General features: G+C 55.5%; 17 protein-coding genes. 13 read left to right on the forward strand and 4 right to left on the reverse strand.

Annotated elements, in window-relative coordinates:
* Positions 1 to 135 precede the first annotated feature (135 nt).
* From surE to PGR91_RS09690, 8 genes are all read left to right on the forward strand, one after another.
* Complete coding sequence (gene surE, locus PGR91_RS09655; protein WP_055205814.1) at positions 136 to 915, forward strand: 5'/3'-nucleotidase SurE; 780 nt, start codon at positions 136 to 138, stop codon at positions 913 to 915.
* 539 nt (positions 916 to 1,454) lie between these two features.
* The gene (locus PGR91_RS09660) at positions 1,455 to 2,654 is read left to right on the forward strand and encodes an efflux RND transporter periplasmic adaptor subunit (RefSeq protein WP_081032653.1); all 1,200 of its coding nucleotides are present in this window, start codon (positions 1,455 to 1,457) and stop codon (positions 2,652 to 2,654) included.
* Between the two features lie 38 nt (positions 2,655 to 2,692).
* Positions 2,693 to 5,869, forward strand: a complete 3,177-nt coding sequence (locus PGR91_RS09665; RefSeq protein WP_101572176.1) for an efflux RND transporter permease subunit — start codon at positions 2,693 to 2,695, stop codon at positions 5,867 to 5,869.
* 5 nt (positions 5,870 to 5,874) lie between these two features.
* Positions 5,875 to 7,260, forward strand: a complete 1,386-nt coding sequence (locus tag PGR91_RS09670) for a TolC family protein (RefSeq protein WP_101572174.1) — start codon at positions 5,875 to 5,877, stop codon at positions 7,258 to 7,260.
* Between the two features lie 18 nt (positions 7,261 to 7,278).
* Positions 7,279 to 8,061: an acyl-ACP--UDP-N-acetylglucosamine O-acyltransferase gene (lpxA, locus tag PGR91_RS09675; RefSeq protein WP_101572172.1), complete on the forward strand. Its 783-nt coding sequence runs from the start codon at positions 7,279 to 7,281 to the stop codon at positions 8,059 to 8,061.
* Positions 8,062 to 8,300: 239 nt separating this feature from the next.
* A complete protein-coding gene (locus PGR91_RS09680; RefSeq protein WP_055205724.1) occupies positions 8,301 to 9,017 on the forward strand; it encodes an SIMPL domain-containing protein in 717 nt (238 codons plus the stop codon).
* Positions 9,018 to 9,093: 76 nt separating this feature from the next.
* Positions 9,094 to 10,347, forward strand: a complete 1,254-nt coding sequence (locus tag PGR91_RS09685) for a Gfo/Idh/MocA family oxidoreductase (protein WP_055205723.1) — start codon at positions 9,094 to 9,096, stop codon at positions 10,345 to 10,347.
* Between the two features lie 27 nt (positions 10,348 to 10,374).
* Complete coding sequence (locus PGR91_RS09690; RefSeq protein WP_118456970.1) at positions 10,375 to 13,794, forward strand: DUF1080 domain-containing protein; 3,420 nt, start codon at positions 10,375 to 10,377, stop codon at positions 13,792 to 13,794.
* Between the two features lie 103 nt (positions 13,795 to 13,897).
* Here the strand turns inward: PGR91_RS09690 and smpB are convergent, their stop codons facing one another.
* Both smpB and PGR91_RS09700 read right to left on the reverse strand, forming a co-directional pair.
* Positions 13,898 to 14,353 carry an SsrA-binding protein SmpB gene (gene smpB, locus PGR91_RS09695; RefSeq protein WP_055205722.1) on the reverse strand — a complete coding sequence of 152 codons (456 nt, stop codon included), beginning with the start codon at positions 14,351 to 14,353 and terminating at the stop codon, positions 13,898 to 13,900.
* Between the two features lie 6 nt (positions 14,354 to 14,359).
* Positions 14,360 to 15,049 carry a DUF4290 domain-containing protein gene (locus tag PGR91_RS09700; RefSeq protein WP_101572170.1) on the reverse strand — a complete coding sequence of 230 codons (690 nt, stop codon included), beginning with the start codon at positions 15,047 to 15,049 and terminating at the stop codon, positions 14,360 to 14,362.
* A 271-nt stretch (positions 15,050 to 15,320) separates the two neighbouring features.
* Here PGR91_RS09700 and PGR91_RS09705 point away from each other — a divergent pair, with 271 nt between their 5' ends.
* From PGR91_RS09705 to PGR91_RS09725, 5 genes are all read left to right on the forward strand, one after another.
* On the forward strand, positions 15,321 to 16,532 hold the full coding sequence (locus PGR91_RS09705) for a sigma-54-dependent transcriptional regulator (protein WP_101572168.1): 1,212 nt from the start codon (positions 15,321 to 15,323) through the stop codon (positions 16,530 to 16,532).
* A 168-nt stretch (positions 16,533 to 16,700) separates the two neighbouring features.
* Positions 16,701 to 17,417 carry a GDSL-type esterase/lipase family protein gene (locus tag PGR91_RS09710; protein WP_259336734.1) on the forward strand — a complete coding sequence of 239 codons (717 nt, stop codon included), beginning with the start codon at positions 16,701 to 16,703 and terminating at the stop codon, positions 17,415 to 17,417.
* A gap of 22 nt (positions 17,418 to 17,439) precedes the next feature.
* Positions 17,440 to 17,988: a GNAT family N-acetyltransferase gene (locus tag PGR91_RS09715; protein WP_118656733.1), complete on the forward strand. Its 549-nt coding sequence runs from the start codon at positions 17,440 to 17,442 to the stop codon at positions 17,986 to 17,988.
* A gap of 255 nt (positions 17,989 to 18,243) precedes the next feature.
* On the forward strand, positions 18,244 to 19,773 hold the full coding sequence (gene gltX, locus PGR91_RS09720; RefSeq protein WP_118656731.1) for a glutamate--tRNA ligase: 1,530 nt from the start codon (positions 18,244 to 18,246) through the stop codon (positions 19,771 to 19,773).
* 190 nt (positions 19,774 to 19,963) lie between these two features.
* Complete coding sequence (locus tag PGR91_RS09725) at positions 19,964 to 21,277, forward strand: retropepsin-like aspartic protease (protein WP_101572162.1); 1,314 nt, start codon at positions 19,964 to 19,966, stop codon at positions 21,275 to 21,277.
* 47 nt (positions 21,278 to 21,324) lie between these two features.
* On the opposite strand, the gene rlmH is transcribed toward PGR91_RS09725, so the two are convergent.
* Positions 21,325 to 21,798 carry a 23S rRNA (pseudouridine(1915)-N(3))-methyltransferase RlmH gene (rlmH, locus tag PGR91_RS09730; protein ID WP_101572160.1) on the reverse strand — a complete coding sequence of 158 codons (474 nt, stop codon included), beginning with the start codon at positions 21,796 to 21,798 and terminating at the stop codon, positions 21,325 to 21,327.
* Positions 21,795 to 23,387 (reverse strand): glycoside hydrolase family 2 TIM barrel-domain containing protein, encoded by a 1,593-nt coding sequence (locus PGR91_RS09735; RefSeq protein WP_118456974.1) that lies wholly within the window; start codon positions 23,385 to 23,387, stop codon positions 21,795 to 21,797. Before PGR91_RS09735 ends, rlmH begins: the two co-directional genes overlap by 4 nt.
* Positions 23,388 to 23,394 lie beyond the last annotated feature (7 nt).

Consider the following 23,394-nt stretch of genomic DNA (forward strand, 5'->3'; position numbering starts at 1 on the left):
AAACATCCCGACAACCACGATCCCGGAAATCCGAAAATGTTGCGGACTTTCGGGATCGTCGCTTTCGGCCAAGTTGGTATTCGGCCCGTTTTTTCGTACCTTTGCAGTTTACGATTGAACGAACAGACAAAGCCTATGAATCATAAACCATTGATATTTATCACCAACGACGACGGAGTCCGCGCCAAAGGACTCCAAAAGCTGATCGAAACGGTCCGACCGCTGGGCCGGATCGTAGCGGTGGCTCCGGAAGAGGGGCAAAGCGGCATGTCGCACGCCATCACGATGACGCGCCCGCTGTACCTGAAAAAGGTGACCGAGCAGGAAGGCTTGACCATATACGGTTGCAACGGCACTCCGGTCGATTGCGTGAAGATCGCTTTCGACTACCTGCTGCAAAACGGCGAAACTCCGGATCTGGTGCTGTCAGGCATCAACCACGGCGCCAACTCGGCCGTTAACGTCCTCTATTCCGGAACGATGGGAGCCGCCATCGAAGGCAGTTTCTACAACATTCCGTCGATCGGCTTCTCGCTGCTCGACCACGACGAGGACGCCGACTTCGGCACCGTGCAGCAGTACATCCTGCCGATCGTGCGAAAAGCCATGACCGAAAACCTCGGACGCCCGTTGTGCCTGAACGTCAACGTACCGAACCTGCCGGCCGAACAAATCCGCGGGATCATGCCCTGCCGCCAGAACCGGGGCTATTGGCGGGAAGTGTTCGAACGCCGCCAGGATCCGCGCGGACACGACTATTACTGGCTCTGCGGTTATTTCGAAAATACCGAGCCCGAAGCGACCGACACGGACGAATGGGCGCTCAAAAACGGGTACGTATCGGTCGTTCCGATCCAGGTGGATCTGACCAATTACGAACAACTGGGGCAGTTAAAAGAGCTGAAATTCGAGTAGAAACAGCTTCCTTACCGCCGTTTCGACCCGTTTTCGGATATCGAGACCCGGTTAAAAACCCGACTAAATTGACCGATCGGGTAAAAAACTTTCAAAAACTGGAAAACTATTTTTGTTTTTCCAGTTTTCTTATTTACATTTGCGACCTGTATAATGCGGTAAAATCGGATTGTGAAAAAATGCCGTAAAAATGGTCGAATCCACATAAAACCGGCATCATACGGGCAATTTATCCGGTGAAAACACGTTAAGAAAAACGAAATAACGTATTATCCGGAGTAAAAAGACTTTACCGAATGCACGGATTAGATTATCGAACGAATATTTGTACTTTTGTCTGTCGGATTTTCGTCGGCAATTCATCCGTTCGTTCGACGTAGGCAAGAAAACATGGTGAAAAATATGGATAGCGGAAAAAACGAAAAAACATGAGCAGAACACGAAACGGGTCGCACCTCATGCAGGCGCACGACAATGGGGAATGCGGTTCCCCCGCACACTACGACATTCGAAAAATAACAAACAAATAGTTAAAGAATATGAAAATTCGAAAATCAATGCTTATTCAGTCTCAACGGTTTTTCTTATTAACCGCATTGGGCGCGACTTTCTTTTCGTGCGGCACGAAACAGCAGGCCGGAATGATGGGCGGCGTACCGGAATACGCCACCATAACGCTCGAGCCGACTTCGATTGAACTGAACAATACCTACCCGGCAGCCGCTATCCGCGGACGCCAGGATATCGAAATCCGCCCGAACGTCAGCGGATTCATCACCAAACTGTGCGTAGACGAAGGCGCGACCGTTAAAAAAGGCCAAACGCTGTTCATCATCGACCCGGTACAATTCGAGGAGGCCGTCAAAGTGGCCGAAGCAAACGTAAACGTAGCCAAGGCAGCCGTAGCGACGGCCCAGTTGACCGCCGACAACAAACGCGAACTGGCCCGCAAAAATATCATCAGCGAGTACGACCTGCAAATGGCCGAAAATACCCTCGCATCGCAGAAAGCGGCCCTCGCACAAGCCGAAGCGCAATTGACCAACGCGAAGAATAACCTCTCCTATACGCAGGTGACCAGCCCGTCAAACGGAGTGGTCGGCGAAATTCCGTACCGTGTCGGAAGTCTCGTAAGTCCGAGCATGGCCACCCCGCTGACCACCGTAGCGGACAATTCGGAAATGTACGTCTACTTCTCGCTGAACGAAAAAGAACTGCTGAAGATGACGACCGACGGATCGCTGAAGAAGATGCCGGAAGTGCAACTGCAGCTCGTCGACGGCTCGATCTACCCGGAAAAGGGCACCGTCGAAACGCTGAGCGGCGTGATCGACCAGACCGCCGGCGGAGCCCGCGTACGCGCCACATTCAAAAATCCGAACCAGGTATTGCGCAGCGGCGGATCGGGCAACATCCTGATTCCGGAAAAACTCGATTCGACGATCGTGATTCCGCAGAGCGCAACGGTCGAAGCCCAGGATAAGATCTTCGCATTCGTCGTAACGGACAGTTCGACGGTAAACCAGACGATGATTCAGGTATTGCCGATCAATAACGGCCAGCAGTATGTCGTAACCGGAGGTCTGAACCCCGGCGACCGGATCGTCGTAGAGGGCGTAGGCTTTATCAAGAACGGTATGCCGATCAAACCGATCACCCCGGAAGAGGCAGCCGCCAAAATGCAACAGGCGACTCAACAGGCAGCCGCTGCCGCAGCAGCCAAAGGTGCAGCAAAATAAACGCCCGGGGAATGAATTTCGCATAAAAAAGCAGAATTATGAAATTAGACAGATTTATAAAACGCCCGGTACTATCCACGGTGATCTCGATTCTTATCGTGATATTGGGTGTGCTGGGATTGGTTTCGCTGCCGGTAACTCAATATCCGGATATCGCGCCGCCGACCGTGCACGTCAGCACGTCGTACACCGGCGCCAACGCCCAAACCGTACTGAACAGTGTGATCGCACCGCTCGAGGAGCAGATCAACGGCGTGGAGAACATGATGTACATGACCTCCACCGCTACCAATACCGGCGATGCGAGCATCGACGTATATTTTAAACAGGGAACCGACCCCGACATGGCCGCGGTGAACGTGCAGAACCGCGTCGCCAAAGCCCAGGGTCTGCTGCCGTCCGAAGTTACGCAGGTCGGCGTGATCACCAGCAAGCGGCAGACCAGTATGCTGCTGGTCGGCACGGTTTTCAGTCCGAACGACGAATACGACCAGAACTTTCTGAAAAACTATGCTCAGATCAACCTGGTTCCCCAGATTCAGCGCGTACCCGGCGTGGGCGACGTGATGATGATGGGCGCCGATTATTCAATGCGTATCTGGCTGAAACCGGATGTGATGGCGCAGTACATGCTGATGCCGACGGACGTTATCAGCGCACTCGCCGAACAGAACATCGAGGCCGCGCCCGGACAGTTCGGCGAAAGCGGCGACCAGTCTTTCCAATATATCATGCGGTACAAGGGACGCCTGGCTACGCCCGAAGAGTTCGAAGATATCGTAATCCGGGCGACCCCGGACGGCAAGGTACTGAGACTCGGCGAAATCGCCCGTGTCGAACTGGGCGGACTTTCGTATGCATTCTCGACCCGTTCGAACGCCCATCCGGGTACCTCGTTCATTATTTACCAGACCGCAGGCTCGAATGCTACGCAGATTATCAACGACGTTAAAAAAATCCTCGAGCAGTCCGCCAAGGATTTCCCTCCGGGAGTGGACTACGAAATCATGATGGATACGAACGATTTCCTGTTCGCCTCCATCAATGAAGTGCTCAAAACGCTGATCGAAGCATTTATTCTGGTGTTCCTCGTGGTGTTCATCTTCCTGCAGGACTTCCGCTCGACGCTGATCCCGGCGATCGCGATCCCGGTAGCTTTGATCGGTACGTTCTTCGTCCTGTACCTGATCGGATTCAGCGTGAACCTGTTGACGCTTTGCGCCCTCGTGCTGGCGATCGCCATCGTGGTCGATGATGCCATCGTGGTCGTCGAGGCGGTACATGCCAAACTGGATCAGGGTTATAAATCGCCGTTGAAAGCGTCTATCGACGCGATGAGCGAAATTTCGGGAGCTATCGTGTCGATCACCCTCGTGATGATGGCCGTGTTCATTCCGGTAAGCTTCATCACCGGTACGTCGGGTACGTTCTACCGCCAGTTCGGTCTGACGATGGCCATCGCCATCGGCCTGTCCGCCATCAACGCGCTGACGCTGAGTCCTGCACTGTGCGCCATGTTCCTGAAACCGCACCAGAAAGAGGAAGAGGGACAGAAAAAACTGAGCCCGATCAAACGGTTCCATAAAGCCTTCAACGTCGCTTACGACGTCACGCTGACCAAGTACAAAAAAGGCGTCAACCTGTTCATCAAACGGAAATGGCTCGCTTTCGGCCTGGTCATCGCTTCGGTGGTCGTTTTGCTCGGCCTGATGAAAATCACTCCGACGGGTATGGTGCCGAACGAAGATACCGGTACTTTCTTCGTCGCCGTGAGCATGCCGCCGGCAACTTCGCTGGAAAAGACACAAGCCGCCATGGCTCGGATAGACAGCCTGCTCGCAGCCACCCCGGGTCTGAAAAGCCGTACCGAAATCGCCGGATACAGTTTCATGGCCGGACAGGGTAGCGCCTACGGTACGTTTATCTGTAAACTCAAGCCGTGGGAAGAACGTACCAAGGAACAGAACGTCGATGCGATCATGGGTATGCTGACCATGCAGACGCGCAACCTGATCAAAGACGCCCAGGTATTTATCTTCGCTCCGCCGATGATCTCGGGTTACAGCGCCTCGAACGGTTTCGAAGTGAACCTGCAGGACAAAACGGGCGGCGACATCAACACGTTCTTCAACATCTCGCAGCAGTTCATCGGCAAGCTGAACCAACGTCCGGAGATCGCAATGGCCTACAGCGCGTTCAACCCGTTCTACCCGCAGTATATGGTCGATATCGACGTAGCCAAATGTAAACAGGCCGGCCTGAGTCCGCAAACGCTGCTCGCCGCCCTGCAAGGCTATTACGGTAGTATCTACGCGTCGAACTTCAACCGTTTCGGCCGCCTGTACCGCGTAATGATCCAGTCCGACGCCGAACTGCGCGTCAATCCGGAAACGCTGAACAGCATCAAGGTGCGCAACGGCAACGAAATGGCGCCGATCACCCAGTTCATTACGCTCAAACGGGTGTACGGCCCGGACAACATCTCGCGTTTCAACATGTTTACCTCGATCAAAGTGAACGGAAACCCGAAACCCGGATACAGTTCGGGACAGGCTATTCAGGCCATCCAGGAAGTCGCCAACGAAACGCTGCCTTCCGGTTACGGATTCGAGTATTCCGGTATGACGCGCGAGGAACAGCAGAGCAGCGGAAGCACCACGGCCATTATCTTTATCCTGTGTCTGGTCTTCGTCTACCTGCTGCTGAGCGCCCAGTACGAAAGTTACATCCTTCCGCTGGTCGTAATCCTTTCGATCCCGGCCGGTCTGATGGGTAGCTTCATCTTCGCGCAATTCATGGGCGTCGAGAACAACATCTACATGCAGATCGCCCTGATCATGCTGATCGGTCTGTTGGCCAAGAACGCCATCCTGATCACCGAGTTCGCCCTCGAACGACGCCAATCCGGCATGAGCATCGTCTCGGCAGCCGTACTCGGAGCGTCGGCCCGTCTGCGCCCGATCCTGATGACCTCGCTGGCCATGGTGATCGGCCTATTGCCGCTGATGTTCGCCAGCGGCGTAGGAGCCAACGGCAACAGCACGCTGGGAACCGGAGCCATCGGCGGTATGTTGATCGGTATGATCTGCCAGATCTTCGTCGTACCGGCGCTGTTCGTCGCCTTCCAGCATCTGCAGGAACGGTTCAAGCCGCTGCACTGGGACGATACCGACAACACCGAAATCGAAGCAGAAATCGAACAATACACGAAATAACGGAGATGAAAAAACAACAGTTCATATATATCGTATGCCTTGCAGCGCTGGTAAGCGGCTGCAACATATACAAGCCTTACAGCCGGCCCGAAATGGACACGAAAGGGTTGTACCGCGATCCCGTCTCGGCAACCGACACGCTGGTTTCGGATACGACCAACATGGGCGACCTGCCGTGGCGCGAAGTATTCACCGATCCGCAGCTCCAGTCCCTGATCCAATTGGGGCTGGAACAGAACACCGACCTGCAGACGGCCATCCTGAAAGTTCAGGAGGCCGAAGCGGGCCTGATGTCGGCGCGCCTGGCCTACACGCCTTCGCTGAACCTGGCCCCCCAGGGCGGCCTGAGCTGGTATGAAAATCACAGGCGGACGTGGACATGGAGCGCCCCGATCGCCGCCAGCTGGGAAATCGACATTTTCGGCAAACTGCTGAACGCCAAACGGGGAGCGAAAGCCGCCGTCCTGCAGAGTCAAGCCTACAAGCAAGCCGTCCAAACCCAGGTGATCGCCGCCGTAGCGAACTACTACTACACGCTGCTGATGCTCGACGAACAGCTCGCCATCACCGAAAATACTTCGGTACTGTGGAAGAAGACCGTCGAGACGATGCGGGCGATGAAAGAGGCCGGCATGGTGAACGAAGCGGCCATCGTGCAGAGCGAAGCGAACAGCTACATGATCGAAGCGTCGATCCCGGAACTCAAACAGCAGATCCGCGAGATCGAGAACGCGCTGTCGCTGATCCTCAAAGAGGCTCCGCAGCAGATCGAACGGGGCAGCCTGAAATCGCAATCGTTCCCCGCGATGATGAACGCCGGCGTTCCGGTACAATTGTTGTCGAACCGTCCGGACGTCAAGGCGGCCGAGATGGCGTTCGCCGGCACGTTCTACAACACGAACGCCGCCCGGTCGGCTTTCTACCCGTCGCTGTCGATCTCGGGAAACTTCGGATGGACGAACCAACTGGGTAGCATGGTGGCGAACCCGGGCAAAATGATCGCATCGGCCCTCGGCTCGCTGACGCAGCCTCTCTTCAACAAAGGCGCCAATACGGCCCGGCTGCGGATCGCAAAGGCCCAGCAGCAGGAAGCGCTGCTGAGTTTCCAGCAGGCAATCCTGAATGCCGGCAGCGAGGTCAGCAACGCGCTGTGCCAGTACCAGTCGGCCGAAGACAAAATCGTTCAGCGGAAAAAACAGATCAATTCCCTGGAAAAATCGGTCGAATATACGCAGGAATTATTAACTTTAGGAACTTCCACCTACCTGGAAGTGCTTACGGCGCAGCAATCGCTCCTCAGCGCTCAGCTGTCGAACGTATCCGACCAGTTCGATCGCATACAGGCCATCGTCAACCTGTACAACGCATTGGGCGGAGGACGCAACGAATAACGATAAAAACACAGCGATATGATCAGTCCATTAGCTCATGTAGACCCCAGTGCGAAAATCGGGAAGAACGTGACCGTCTACCCGTTCGCATACATCGATAAGAATGTCGAAATCGGCGACAACTGTACGATCATGCCTTACGCCAGCGTGCTGGACGGCACCCGGATGGGAACCGGCAACACCGTTTACCAAAGCGCCATCCTGGGCGCCGCCCCGCAGGACTTCAAGTTCAAGGGGGAGGATACCATCCTGGTAATCGGCAACGACAACACGATCCGTGAAAAAGCGATCGTCAACCGGGCTACCTATCCGGACGGCGTCACTTCGATCGGCGACGGGAACTTCCTGCTCGAAGGCGTTCACGTAGCGCACGATACGAAGATCGGCAACAAATGCATTCTCGGGAACGGAGCCAAGACCGCCGGCGAATGCGTCATCGACGACAAGGCGATCCTCGGCAGCGGCGTTATCCTCAAGCACGGCTGCCACATCGGCAGTTGGACGCTACTCCGGGACGGATGCCGGGCCAACAAGGACGTACCGCCCTTCATCGTAGCCGCGCACAACCCGATCGTTTATTATGGAGTGAACGCCGTACTGTTGTCTAAAGTCGGCGAAATTCAGGAAAATATCATCGACGACATCGCAAAGGCTTACCGCCAGATCTACCAATCCGGAACCAGCCTCGAAAACGCGCTGATCCAAATCAAGGAGACCATCCCGATGAGTCCCGAGATACAGTACATCATCGACTTCATCGAGAAATCGGATAAAGGAATCATTGGAATCGCCCAGTTGTAGGCTTCCTCCGTCATTCATAAAAAAGGCCCCTTTCGAGGGGCCTTTTTTATATTGCATCATTACATACTGATAAACAACCTACTACACAGGAGTCGGAACTTTATCCCGGAAAGCCTTGCTGTTTTTTGAAATCTTTTTATTAATTTTAAACTGTCGTATTAGGCTTCCCGTTTAACCGAAAATCCGCAACAAAAAAGGATTTGCATCCTGAATAAACAACAATACTAAAAGCTGCTATTATGGAAAAGACAAAAAGTTACCTGGTCGAATGCGCCCTGCTGGCGATCGGCCTGATCGTAGCGGGATGGATGCTGCGGAGCGGCATCGTACATTTCAAGGACAGCGAACGCGTCGTTTCCGTCAAAGGACTTTCGGAAAAAGAGGTAAAAGCCGACCGGGTGATCTGGCCGCTGGCCTACAAAGAAGTCGGAGACAATCTGATGACACTTTACAATACGCTCGAAACGAGCAATGCGAAAATCGTCGATTTCCTGAAGTCGAACGGCATCACGGACGACGAAATTACGATCGCCCCGGCGGAAATCATCGACATGGACGCCGAACGCTACGGCCCTCAAAGCGTCAAATACCGTTACAACGTAACCAGCGTGTTGACCGTTACGACCGATAAGGTGGATCTGGTGGTCAAACTGATGTCGCGCCAGAGCGACCTACTGAAACAGGGCGTAGCCATCACCGGCGGGGATTACCGTTTCACAACGCAGTTCCTGTACACTTCCACTGCGTTGAACGAGATCAAACCGAAAATGATCGAAGAAGCGACCGAGAACGCCCGCATCGCCGGCGAAAAATTCGCGCACGATTCGAAAAGCAAACTGGGAAAGATCAAATTTGCCAACCAGGGACAGTTCTCGATCTCCGACCGGGACGCCAATACGCCCTATATAAAGACGGTGCGCGTCGTAACGTCCGTCGATTATTACCTGAAAGACTAATAACGGGATGCGGAGGAAAAATCCCTCCGCATCGTTTACGCAATACTTAACTTAATCTTCAAAAAATACCAAACTTATGAAAAGAAGGGATTTCCTGAAAACGTTCGCAGGAATGGCCGCCCTGACCATCGTTCCCCGTCACGTACTCGGCGGAACGCGATACACGGCTCCGAGCGATCAGCTCACCAAGGGCATCATCGGCGTCGGCGGGATGGGACGCGGTCATTACGGCTACGCCGGCACCCGCCTGGTAGCCATTTGCGACGTGGACAAAAATCATCTGGCGGCCGGCGAGCAACTGGCCAGCGATAAACTGGCCACCTATTCCGACTACAGGAAACTGATCGAAGATCCGAACGTCGATATCGTACACATCGCCACCCCGCCGCACTGGCACGGGATCATGTCGGTCGACGCCGCCCGCGCCGGCAAGGACATCTGGTGCGAGAAACCGATGACGCGGACGATCGGCGAAGGCAAACGGGTGATGGAAGCGGTCAAACAGCACGGCAATATTTTCCGCCTCAACACATGGTTCCGCTTCACCGACACGTTCTACGGTATGAACACGACCGTCGACAAGATCAAAAAACTGGTCGACAGCGGTATGCTCGGATGGCCGTTGAAAGTGACGATCAGCAAGCATACCGGCTTCAACTGGAAATTTTTCTGGGTCGGCAACGAAAAACTCGAAGAACAGAAAGTCCCCGCCGAACTCGACTACGACATGTGGCTCGGCCCGGCTCCTTATAAACCCTACAACGCGCACCGCGTACACGAAACCTTCCGCGGATACTGGGACTACGACGCCGGCGGACTGGGCGATATGGGACAGCACTACATCGACCCGGTGCAATACCTGCTCGGTAAGGACGAAACCAGCCCGATCTCGGTCGAGATCGACGCGCCGCAGCAGCATCCCGACGCGGTGGGTACGTGGCGTAAAATCGAATATACTTACGACGACGGCTGCAAAATCATCCTGTACGGCGAAGACAACGGCAGTCCGAGCGATCCTTACATCGAGGGCCCGAACGGAAAAGTATACCCCAATTTCCAGTGCGACATTCCGGACTGGGAACGCAAACTGGCCGAATTTCCCGACCCGATGCCGCAGCAGACCGATTTCCTGCATTGCGTCAAGAACCGTCAGAAATTCGCCCTGAACGAACAGAACGGGTTCCGCTCGGCGACTATCGTCAATATGGGCGGCGTGGCGCTGCGTCTGGGACGTTCGCTGAAATTCGATCCCGAAAAGCTGCTGTTCGTCGATGACGATGCGGCCAACCGGCTGATCGACCAACCGATGCGCGCCCCCTGGGCCATTTAACGTCTAACCCGATTAACGATAATTATGATGAAAAAGATAGTTTTAGTTCTTTTTGCGTTGTTCGCGTTGGCCGGCAGCAACCTGTCTGCACAGACCAATCCGAACCGCACGTGGAAAACCAAAGTATCGGATGCGCTGGGTCTGATGCCGGCCCCGAACGAAGCCGAATACGACCGGTTGATGAACGATCTGGTTTCGACCGGAGCTGAGGGCGTGGACATGCTGGTATCCATGTTCGACGATACGAACAACGTTCCGGTCAGCTACGCGCTGTCCGGCTGGTCGGCCTTCGTTTCGGGCCCCGACCGTGAACAAGCGCGCAAAGAGTTCGTCAACGGGATTATCCGCGGACTGAAAAAAAGCAACGATGCCGAAATCAAGGCGTTCTACATCCGCCTGCTGCAACAATGCGGCAAAAAGGAGAGCGTCGACGTCCTGGCCGGTCTGATCGGCGATCAACGGCTGGGCGGCCCCGCGCTGACTGCGCTCGTTTCGAACGGAACGCCGGAAGCCGAAACGGCGATCGCCCAGGCGATCGTTGCCGGGACAGGCGATAAAAACGCGCTGGCTCAGGCCGCAGGCGACGCGGGCATCGACAACGAAGGCGTCGAAACGGCTCTGATCGCCTGGGTAGGCAACGATAAAAGCGCCGACAAGTCGATTTATTACGCCCTGTCGAAAATCGGTACGGCCGCATCGCTTCCCGTGCTGAGCGCCGCAGCCGCAAACGCTAACTACGACGGCGACGCGACGGACGCTTATATCTGCCTGATCGAAAAGCTGAAAGCAGACGGACAGGACAAACTGGCCGCTGCGGAAGCCGGTAAACTGTTGAAAAAAGCGGCAGCCGCCGGATCGGAACACGCCCGTATCGCAGCCACCGGAATCCTGCTGTCGCTACAGAAGAGTCCGGTCGCCTATGCGATGAAAGCGATGAAAGATCCCGCACGGGCTTACCGCAACAACGTGTTGCGATTCGCCGCTCCGTATGCGGACGACGCGTTCTACACCGAACTGGGCGCTACGCTCGGCAAACTGAAAGACAACGAAGCCAAAACCGACATTGTCAACTACCTCGGCAACCAGGGAGCGAAAACGGCGTTGCCGGCTATCCTGCCCTATCTGAAAGATGCGGATGCGGAACTTAGCGAAGCCGCTATGTGGGCAGCGACGCAGATCGGCGGATCGGAAGTTCCCGCCGCTCTGAGCGAAGTGATCCTGACGGCGACCGACAGCGAGCACGACCAGGCCCGAGCCAATACGGCTGCCCAATGCCTACTCGCCTATAAAGGGAACGTCAATCCGGTAGCGGCCGAGATCGTTCAAAAGAAAGGAGACGTCCGCGGAATCACGGTACTCGCCGCCCGCCGCGCGCAGGATCAGTCCGGCGTCGTTTTCGATGCGACCCGGAATGCCAATGCCGCCGTCGCACAGGCCGCTTATGCGGCGCTGCCCGCCGTAGCGTCGGCCAAAGACCTCCCCGCCCTGTACACGATGCTCGAAAAACAGCAGTCGGTCAACGACCAAAATACCGAAGCGATTCAGAACGCCATCGTCGCAGCGTTGCGCGAACTGACTCCCGACGAACAGGCCGGAGCGATCGGCGACCGCATCGCCAAAAGCGGAGCCAAGAAATCGCTGTACTACGCCGTTCTGGCGAAAGCAGGGCTGCCGGACGCAATGGAAACTATCTCGAAAGGCTTCGACAGCGGTTCGGCCGTCGACAAGGACAACGCGTTCTATGCGCTACTGAATATCAAGGGAATGGCCGCTGCCGACAAACTGGCCGAAATCGCGGCCGCCGACGATGCCGCCTATGCGGCCAAAGCGCTCGACGTGTACGTACAGCGGATCGCCGCATCGGACAAAACGCCCGAAAACAAGACGCTGCTGCTGTCCGACGTGCTGGATATAGCCGGATCGAACAAAGCCCTATCCGCCGCCGATGCGCGTAAGATCGAAACCAAAGCGCTTCAGGGACTCGAAAACAACAAGACGTTCCAGGGGATGATGCTTGCCGGAAAATACCTCGGCAACGCCGACGCGGACGTTTCTCAGGCCGCTGTGATGGCCGTAATCCGGACGGCTCTGGCCCACAAAGAATTCTACGGCCCGGCCGTTACCGAACTACTGAAAAAGGCTGTGGAACTGAACAAAGACAAGGACAGCAATTACCAGCGCGAAGAGGTGCAAAAACACTTGGCTTCGCTGCCGGCGACGGGCGGTTTCGTCTCGATGTTCAACGGCAAAGACCTGACCGGGTGGAAAGGGCTTGTCGAAAACCCGATCGCCCGCGCCAAGATGAAACCGGCGGAACTGGCCAAGAAACAGGCCGCCGCAGACGAAACGATGCGCAAGGACTGGGTAGTGAACAACGGACTGATGGAATACGTCGGACACGGATTCGACAACATCTGCACCGAAAAACAATACGGCGATTTCGAAATGTACGTCGATTGGAAACTCTATGCCGAAGGTAGCGAGGCCGATGCGGGCATTTACCTGCGCGGTACGCCGCAGGTGCAGATCTGGGATACGGCGCGCCGTAACGTGGGCGCCGAAGTCGGTTCCGGCGGACTCTACAACAACCAGGTCAATCCGAGCAAGCCGTCCAAAGTGGCCGACAATAAGTTGGGAACTTGGAATACATTCTACATCAAGATGGTAGGCGACCGCGTCACCGTACTGCTGAACGGCGAGAAGGTAGTCGACAACGTGATCCTCGAAAACTTCTGGGACCGCAGCCAGGCGATCTTCCCGATCGAACAGATCGAACTGCAGGCGCACGGCACCAAAACCGCTTTCCGCAACCTCTACATCAACGAACTGCCGCAGGTGAAACCGACCGAACTGTCCGCCGAAGAGAAAGCCGAAGGTTTCAAACTGCTGTACGACGGCACGAACATGCACGGTTGGACGGGTAATACGCGCGATTATGTCTCCGAAGACGGAGCGATCGTGCTCTATCCGGGCAACGGCGGCGGCGGCAACCTATATACGGTCGACGAGTACAAAGACTTCGTCTTCCGCTTCGACTTCATGCTGACCGAAGGCGCGAACAACGGGATCGGAATCCGGGCCCCGCTCGAAGGCGATGCCGCTTATGTCGGCATGGAGATTCAGGTGCTCGACAACGAATCCCCGATTTACAGCCAGCTCGAGAAATACCAGTATCACGGTTCGGTGTACGGCGTTATTCCGGCCAAACGCGGTTTCCTGAAACCGGTCGGCGAATGGAACAGCGAAGAGATCCGAATCAAGGGCAACGACATCCGCGTTACGCTGAACGGCGAAGTGATCCTCGAAGGCAACATCGCCGAAGCCAGCAAGAACGGAACGATCGACCACAAGGATCACCCGGGCCTGAAAAACGAAAAGGGCCATATCGGATTCCTCGGTCACGGCTCCCTGGTCAAATTCAAAAACATCCGGGTCAAGGAGTTGTAAAAAACCGTTCAGCGGAATGGCTTCGATCTATTTACGCTGAACGAATAAAAAACAGCGGTTCGCTTTCTCAAGCGAACCGCTGTTTTTTCTATCCGTTTACGAATTACTTCCGGAATACGCGCTCCAACTCCCGACGAGCGTCTTTCTCCTTGATGTACTCCCGCTTGTCGTAGCTCTTACGACCGCGTCCCAAGCCGATCTGCAATTTTGCCAGCCCTTTGTCGTTGATAAAAAGCTTCAATCCTACGATCGTCAGCCCCTTGTCCTGCAATGCGCGCTCCAACTTGGCCAGTTCTCGGCGTTGCAGCAACAATTTGCGGTCGCGTTTGGGCATGTGATTGTTGTAGCTGCCCCAATGGTATTCCGAAATGTTCATCCCCCGGACGAACAATTCATGGTCGTTGAAATAACAATAGCAGTCGGTCAGCGAAGCTTTTCCCAACCGCAGCGACTTGATCTCCGTACCCGACAAAACGATACCCGCAACATAGGTGTCGAGCATCTCGTAATCGTAAGTCGCCCGCTTATTTTTAATGGATATGTTTTTCCCGTCGTTCATGGCCGGTTATTTTCCGTATTGCGATTTTCCGGTACGGCGTTTGCCTCCCTGTTTATTGTTGCCCGCATGACCGTTCGTTTTCCCAGCGGAATGATTTCCCGTCTGAAAATTCTTGCGTGAACGATTGTTCATTCGGGGCTGTTTATAGTCGTTTCGGAGATTATTTAATGCAACTTCATCGATCGTTACCCCATTATCGGACATCGAGCGTATATCTTTCATGATGATCTCATTGCTCGGGTGTTCCTGGTTGTATTCGAACGACTTAGCCCGCATATACTTCGCTATATTATTTACTATCAAAGTCTTCGCCTCCTCGTCGTCGATCGCTTTCAGAGCGGCGAGCGTCCGTTCTATATTTTTGCCGTAGTGCTTGCGGGCAATCTTCCCGCCCGGGTAAGCCATATGATCCGGCCTGGGGTTCAATATCTTAGCCGACGGGATCGGATAGGGCGAATCGACATCCAGCTTAAAATCGGACATGATGAACAGGTGATCCCACAACTTATGTTTGAAATCAGCCGTATCGCGCAGAGTCGGATTCAGGTTTCCCATCACCTCGATCACCGCGTGCGCCTGCTGGTTACGCAGATCTCGGTCATGTATAGACATCAGATAATCAACCATTTGATGCACATGCCTACCATACTCGGGCAGCATGAGTTTCTTCCTTTCGAAATTATAATTTTTATCCATAAAGAATTTTGTGGTCTCCACGACGAGCCGTTCCCGCAAGGATCTACGCTGTAAAACGAAAAATCTAAGAAAAAGTCTGAAAAAATGGTGTTTTACGGTCGATATTCTCAGAATCCTGCTTCGGTCGATCCGGAATGCCGTGTTTTTTTTAAACGGGAGTATTTACTAACTTTCGGACAAAGCTACATGGTTTTTCCCAGAAAACCAAAACCACGCAGCAGAAAATATAGTAACACTCCCATCCTAGTATTTAATATTTTATAAAAAAGTTATGACAAACGTATTGGTAGTAGACAGCGAGCGGAGCATTCGCAACACGTTGAAAGAACGGCTCGAATATGAAGGCTTCCGCGTCGAAACCGCCGAAACGGGCAGCGAGGCGGCCGACAAAACCGAAAAATCAACCTATGACATCGTACTTTGCGACATCAATGTTCCCGACACGGGAGCGTTCGACCTGCTCGACAGCCTGCGGGCAAACGGAAAAAGCCTGCCTTTTATCATGCTGTCGTCGCAAAAAGGGACGGAACCCGTCGTCAATTCGATGCGTCACGGAGCATACGATTACATACTCAAACCGATCAATCTGAATAAATTACTCGAATCGATCCGATCGGCTACCGAACCTAAAAACCAAAATCATGCCACAACCGTCGCGGCGGCTTCTACGGAGACCGTAGCCCGGAAATCGTCAGCAGCTCCGGCATTGCGTGCGAACCGCGGCGCCACGGAACTGATCGGTTCCTCGCGCGCAATGGTTTCCGTCAAACGGCTGATCGAAAAAGTAGCTCCGTCCGATGCGCGGGTACTGATCAGCGGAGCCAACGGAACCGGCAAGGAGCTGGTCGCCCACCGGCTGCACGAACAGAGCCTGCGGGCCGGACAACCGTTCATCGAAGTCAACTGCGCCGCCATTCCGTCGGAGTTGATCGAAAGCGAACTTTTCGGGCACGAGAAGGGGTCGTTCACGTCGGCCAACAAACAGCACAAAGGCAAATTCGAACAGGCCGACGGAGGAACGCTTTTCCTCGACGAAATCGGCGACATGAGCCTTTCGGCGCAGGCCAAAGTATTGCGGGCCCTGCAGGAAAACCGGATCAGCCGGGTCGGAAGCGACAAGGACATCACCGTCAACGTGCGGGTCGTCGCGGCCACCAACAAAAACCTGTTGCACGAAATCGAAATGGGCAATTTCCGGGAAGACCTCTACCACCGGCTGAGCGTGATCATCATTCCGGTTCCGCCGTTGCGCGAACGCCGCGAGGACATTCCTTCGCTGGCCCATCACTTCGTCGAGAAAATATGCGCCGAATACGGCCAGAAACCCAAAGTCATCGAGAAAGATGCGCTCGCCGCACTGTCCCAGATGGAATGGAGCGGAAATATCCGGGAGCTCCGAAACGTGATCGAGCGACTGATCATCCTGTGCGACAACAACATAACGCTCGAAGACGTAAAGACCTACGCACAGGGAGTCCTTTAACCGATTTATTTCTTACAAAAAATTATTTATATCGTTTAAAAAAAGAAATAAATTCCGAAACCGAATCGAAAGCGGCGGCGCCATGTAATAATAAAAAGGCGCCGCCGCTTTTTTTGTACGGAACCGATAAAACCATTACCTTTATTCGAAAATAAAACCTTTTCATCCGTGAAAAAAATCTTCCTTTGCCTTCTGACAAGCCTATGCCTGTCGGGAGTCTCCGCCCAACGAGACTGGGCGCAATTCGCAAAATACGAAGCGGCGAACCGGCGGATCGACTATCCGGTCAAAGCCGTCTTCATGGGCAATTCGATTACCGACAACTGGGCGCTGATGGATTCCGTATTTTTCGCCGAACACCGTTTCGTCGGCCGCGGCATCAGCGGACAGACTTCCGCCGAAATGCTGGTGCGCTTCCGGCAGGACGTCATCGGACTGTCGCCCGAAGCCGTCGTCATCATGGCGGGCACGAACGACCTGGCCCAGAACAACGGTTACATCGCATTGGAAAATATCTTGGGCAACATCGCCTCGATGTGCGAACTGGCCAAGCTCCACAAAATCCGGCCGATCCTCTGTTCCGTACTGCCCGCTTACCGGTTCGGCTGGCGACAGGAAGTTCCGGCGGCCGACCGGATCATCGAGTTGAACGGAATGATCGAGCGGTACGCCCGGGAAAACGGCATCTCTTATGTAGACTACCACTCCGCCCTGAAGGACGGACGGAACGGCCTGCCGGAGAAATACAGCGGCGACGGCGTACACCCCAATCCGGAGTGCTACAAAATCATGGAAGCGATCGTTCTGCCCGTTATCGACAAAAAACCGGCAAAAAAAGTCGCCGTCCGTACCGGCGGCGCGAAAAAGCATAGCTGGGACCGATAACCGGTCGCAAATCCATCGCCCGATGACAACCCGATACATCGAAACGCCCCGGCTGATCCTGCGCGACTGGCAGGACAGCGATCTGCTCCCGTTCACCGAAATGAACGCCGACCCGAAAGTCATGGAATATTTCGTAAAACCGCTGACCGCCGAGGAATCTTCCGCTTTTTTCCTCCGCATCCGGAACGAACTCGCCGATTTCGGTTACGGAGCATATGCCGTCGAACGGAAAACGGACGGAAAGTTCCTTGGCTTTACCGGCCTCCACCGGATTCCGTTCGAAGCGGACTTCACTCCGGGAATCGAGATCGCCTGGAGGCTGATCCGCGAAGCATGGGGCAACGGATATGCGACCGAAGCGGCCGCCGCCTGCCTGGAATATGCGGACAAACGACTCGGTCTCCGGGAAATATACGCTTTCACGACCCTCCAGAACCGCCGGTCGGAGCGAGTCATGCAGAAGACAGGTATGCAACGGATCGGAATATTCGACCATCCGCTGCTCGATACCCGGCATCCGCTACGAAAACATGTGTTGTATAAAATAAACTTTCAGAGTTTACAAAAATAAAAGTTATGCCATCCGGGATAAAAGTACGTTTCCCGGAAACGCCCCCCGGCGAACCGGCCTCCCTGCAACGACATAGCAAATAAAACCCTCCCGATCCAAAACTCTTTCGAATAGATTTCCTATCTTTGCAGGCGGTCGATCCGGAGTAAAACCGTGTAAACCACGCCGAACCGGAATCGGCCGGCGACACGCGTCGCGACAGACCGCAGCATGTGCCGTCCACATCGTCATCCCGCAAAAACAATTTCTAAAAATATGTCTTGCAATAAAAAAGTCAGAGTCCGTTTTGCGCCGAGTCCTACCGGCCCCCTGCATATGGGAGGCGTCCGCACGGCGCTGTACAACTACCTTTTCGCGCGCCAGCACGGCGGCGACTTTATCCTTCGCATCGAAGACACCGATTCGCACCGATTCGTACCGGGAGCGGAGAGCTATATCATGGAGTCGCTCAAATGGTGCGGCATCACGATCGACGAAGGCATCAACGAGGGAGGCCCTCACGCCCCGTACCGCCAGAGCGAGCGCAAAGAGATCTACCTGAAATACGCCTTGCAACTGGTCGGATCGGGCGACGCTTATTACGCTTTCGACACGCCCGACGAACTGAACGCGATCCGCGCGGAAGCCGAAGCAGCCGGCAAAACGTTCGCGTACAATTACGAAGTGCGCACCCGGCTGGCCACGTCGCTGGCCCTGTCGGACGAAGAGGTCAAACGCCGCATCGCCGCGGGCGACCAGTGGGTGATCCGTTTCAAAATGCCCGAAAACGAGGAGGTGCGGATGCACGACCTGATTCGCGGCGACGTGACGGTACACACTTCGACGCTGGACGACAAGGTGCTCTACAAATCGGCCGATGCGCTGCCGACCTACCACCTGGCCAACATCGTCGACGATCACCTGATGGAGATTTCGCATGTGATTCGCGGCGAAGAGTGGCTGCCGTCGCTGCCGTTGCACTACTTGCTGTACCGCGCGCTCGGCTGGAGCGACACGCAGCCCGAATTCGCCCACCTGCCGCTGCTGCTGAAACCTACCGGCGGCGGCAAGCTGAGCAAGCGCGACGGCGACAAGATGGGATTCCCGGTATTCCCGCTGCAATGGACGTCGCCCGAAGGCGAGACCTCGCACGGCTACCGCGAAGACGGGTATTTTCCGGAAGCATTCGTCAACATGCTGGCACTGCTGGGCTGGAATCCGGGAACCGACCAGGAGATCTTCTCGATGGACGAACTGATCGGCGCCTTCTCGCTCGAACGCGTCAGCAAGAGCGGCGCCCGGTTCAACCCGGAAAAAGCGCACTGGTTCAACGCCCAGTACCTGCACGCCAAATCCGATGCGGAACTGGCCGCGCTGTACGCCCCGATCCTGAAGGCGAAAGGGGTGGACGCCCCGGCCGCCAAAACGGCCCGGGTGATCGCGCTGATCAAACAGCGCGCGACATTCGTCAGCGATTTCTGGAATCTAACCTCGTTCATGTTCGTCGCGCCGGAGCAATACGACCCCAAATCGACCGCCAAATTCTGGAAAGGCGAAAATCCGACGCGGATCGCAGCACTGCGGACGCTGCTGGCAGGGATCGACGACTTCTCGAAAGAGAACACCGAAAAAATCGTATTCGAATGGATCGCGCAAAACGAATATCCGATGGGACAGGTGATGAACTCGTTCCGACTGGCCATCGTAGGTACGAGCTCCGGCCCGAGCATCCTCGACATCTGCGAGATCATCGGCAAGGAAGAGACCCTGCGCCGTATCGACAAAGCGCTCGAAACGCTGCGATAACCGACCGTTTTTGATCGTACCGGCAGCGCGTTTCCGTCTCCGGACGATCGGCCGCGCTGCCGCGTAATCCGACCGAAAAATTCCGTTTTCCCAAAAATCGCCGTCCCAACGGACGGCGATTTTTATTTCGGCATCCGGACGATTATTCCCGTTTTATTCATTAAATTGCCGTAAATAACTGCCGAATACCATGAAATTTCCGAAATTTCTCCTGGCGATGACGATCGCTTCCTCGTCCGTTTTCGTTTCGGCGCAACCGCCGGACGAGAACGTCGCCGACCTGTTCAACCGTCAGGATTGGCTTACGCTCGAAAAAATATTTCCCGAAATAAAAGACAGCATCCGGGATCCGTGTCTGCGGTATATGACGCAGTCCTTACTGGACTGCTCTTTCAACCGCCCCCGACAGGCGCTGGGCGCACTCGACACGCTGATGGGCCCCCTGCTGGTAAACATGAGTTTCTCGAATATTCCGAACATGGTGCTTTTCCGCTGCGAAGCGATGCGGCTCAATAAGAAATACGCGGCGGCGGCGGACTATCTCGACAGCTTTTTGCGCTACCTGTCGGCTACGATGGATATCTCCCGATTCCCCGAGCACCTGCAAATGTCCAGAATCCTGAACGGGCTGCGCGACGCCCCGGCGCCGGAGATCGTTCGTCCCGAACGCGACGTACGGCTGCCGCTGGCGATTCGGCCCGTCGTCGTCAAAGGCCGTACTGAAGGAGCCCACTTGTCCGTTCCGGTCGCAATCAACGGCAAAACTTACCCGTTCACGCTCGACACAGGAACCGGGACGACGGCAATTTCGCAACGCCTGGCCGACGAACTCGGACTGCGAACGATCTGCGATTCGATCCGAATCGACGGAATAGGCTCCCGCCTGGGGAGCCTCGCAATCGCCGACAGCCTTTGTGTCGGGAACATCGTATACAAAAACCCCGTGGTCGCCGTACTTCCGCCGAATCCCGCAGTAGACACGCTGCTATACATAGACGCGATCCTGGGACGCGACCTTCTGATAGCGGTCGGAGAGGTGCAGATCTACCCGAAAAAGAAGAAAACCGTTTTCCCGGCCACGCCCACGCCCTCCCCTCTGCCGGAAAAGAACCTCGTATTGATGAACGGAGGAGACCCTTACCTCGAAGCCTGGTCGGGCGACGAGCGGCTGCTGATGCTCTTCGACACGGGAAACTCCACGGGCGGCATGTATCCTTCGTATTATAGGAAACACAAAGAGAGGATAGAGACAGAAGGCGCGCCGGACACCGTGCTGGTCGGCGGCATGGATCTGTACACCGCAACGGTTTACCGCCTGCCCGGATTTCCGTTACGGACGTGCGGTTCGGAGATCGGAATCGACAACATGATTGTGGAAACAGCCGAAAACGGCCCTTCCCGTACGGGACAAAGCGGGGACGGCGTACTCGGCATGGATTTTATCCGGCAATTCCGCAAAGTGACGATCAATTTCAGCCAAATGTACGTAGCCGCGGAGAAATAAGCCCGGTCGAAACCGGCACGCCGTCCGGACACTTCCGGAATCCCCGTCTACTCGTGATGATAAGGCTCGTTGCGGATGATCGTGAAAGCGCGGTAAAGCTGTTCGGCGAAAATCGCGCGGATGATCTGGTGCGAAAAGGTCATCCGCGACAACGATATGCTTTCGTCGGCCCGGTCGTAGACCGTTTTCGAAAAACCGTAAGGGCCGCCGATCACGAAACAAAGCCGACGGACGCCGCTGTTCATCCGCTTTTGCAACCACATCGAAAACTCGACCGATCGCATTTCGGCTCCCTTTTCGTCCAGCAACACCACGTAATCGCCGTCGGCGAACTGCCGCATCAGCAGCTCGCCTTCCTGCCGTTTCTGGCTTTCGGCCGAGATGTTGCGCGTATTTTTCAGGTCGGGCAGCGTGACGAGCGTCACCCGGGTATAAAAATTCAGCCGTTTCAGGTACGTCGCGACAAGGCTCTGTATTTCGGCGGAATCCGTCTTGCCGACCACCAGCAAATCGATGTTCATCGGCGAGCGGCGCTTTTGGGTTTAACGGCCGTTTTGGAACGGGCCGCCGGCGCCGGTGCGGCATCCAGCAGGGTTTTTGCATCCCGCACTTGCGGGAACGGAAAATCGCTGTTCCACTCGCCCTGCACGTCGCGGTAGGTGACATGATGCAACGAATCGGCCCCTTTGAGCCACTGGTAAGCCTTGTACATGTTATAACCGTTGCCGGACATTCCGCCCATCGACAGGGCGATCACCGACGTGTAGTTTTTACTGCGTCCCTGCATACCCGCCACCCGGTCGATGAACTGCGGCAGGAAAGCGGGATCGTTAGCCACCGAACCGCCCACGTTCCGGTCGTCTTTCCTGAACCCGGCGTTGATGTTGGCCTGGTCGATCACGTAAAATCCGATCCGGTCGCACAATTCGTAAAACCAGTGCGGCTGCGGGTAGCTGACGCAAAGCGTATTTACCCGCTGGTTTTTCAGTATCTTCAACTGCCGTTCGGTCGCGGCGGCATCGGCCGCAGCATCGTAATCGACCGCCGACAGTTCGGCCTTCTTATCGTTGATCCACAGTTCGCCGTCGCGCAGTTCCGCGTGATTGAACCCGAATTTCAACGGAATGTATTCGGTGATCCGGCCGTCCCGCCGGGTGTAGAGCATCAGCTTGTACAGGCTCGGCCGTTCGGGCGACCAGGCCGTGCTTTTCCAGATATTTTCGAGCACTTCGCGGCAGGCCAGCGTATCGGTGCTGTTGCCGGGAATCTCCGTATCGATCAGGTTGTAGGTAAGCAGCTTGCCGGTCGGCGAATAAATATCGTAGCCGAACGTGATTTTCTCGGCGCTGCGGTACGAGTTCGACATCACGACGGCGAAATCGACCCAGCCGTGCACTTTCGTCGTATCGCTCTGCGTCCGGATCACGAAATCCTCGATCCGCAGCTTGGGCTGCGAATAGACGTACACCCCGCCGAGACTCCCGGGTTGCAACTGCGGCAGCAGCGTCTCCATCCAGTTGCCGGTCGAATAACCGTAAACTTCGATCCCGATCGTGTTCACCCCGTCGGTAACGGCTTCCGAGATCGGAAATTCGGTCGGCGTACGGCTGTCGTCGCTGTATCCGATGCGCCGGTCGTTGACATACACCGTATAGGCTCCGCCGACCCCTTCCACATGGATGAACATATCCCGGTCGAGCCACAGGTACGGCACGTCGATTACCGCCCGGTACTGCACCAGCGGAATCTCGGCCGGCAGCTGCGGCGGCGTCAGCGCCTCCAGCGGGGAAAGCCCCTGCACGACCGACGTGTTGGGTACGTCGACCTCCTGCCAGGCCGTCGATGTAAAGGCGGGTTTGTAGAAACCGGGCTCGCCGCCCTGCCGCGTAGTCGAAACAATCGCCCGCCACTTGCCGGCGAGCGACACGTAGTGCGGCGCATTGGCCGGATCGCCGGTCTCGCCCGCTTCACGGGTCGGATAACTGATAAACTCGGGGCGCGAATCGGCTTTGCCTTCGCCGCCGACCGACGGATTGTTCCATACAGGCACCTGGGCGGCCAGCGAACAGGCCGCGCAGCAAACTGCCAACAAGCAAACTGATTTTTTCATGAATGCG

Source organism: Candidatus Alistipes pullistercoris (genome assembly GCF_027665465.1).
GTDB lineage: Bacteria > Bacteroidota > Bacteroidia > Bacteroidales > Rikenellaceae > Alistipes_A > Alistipes_A hominis.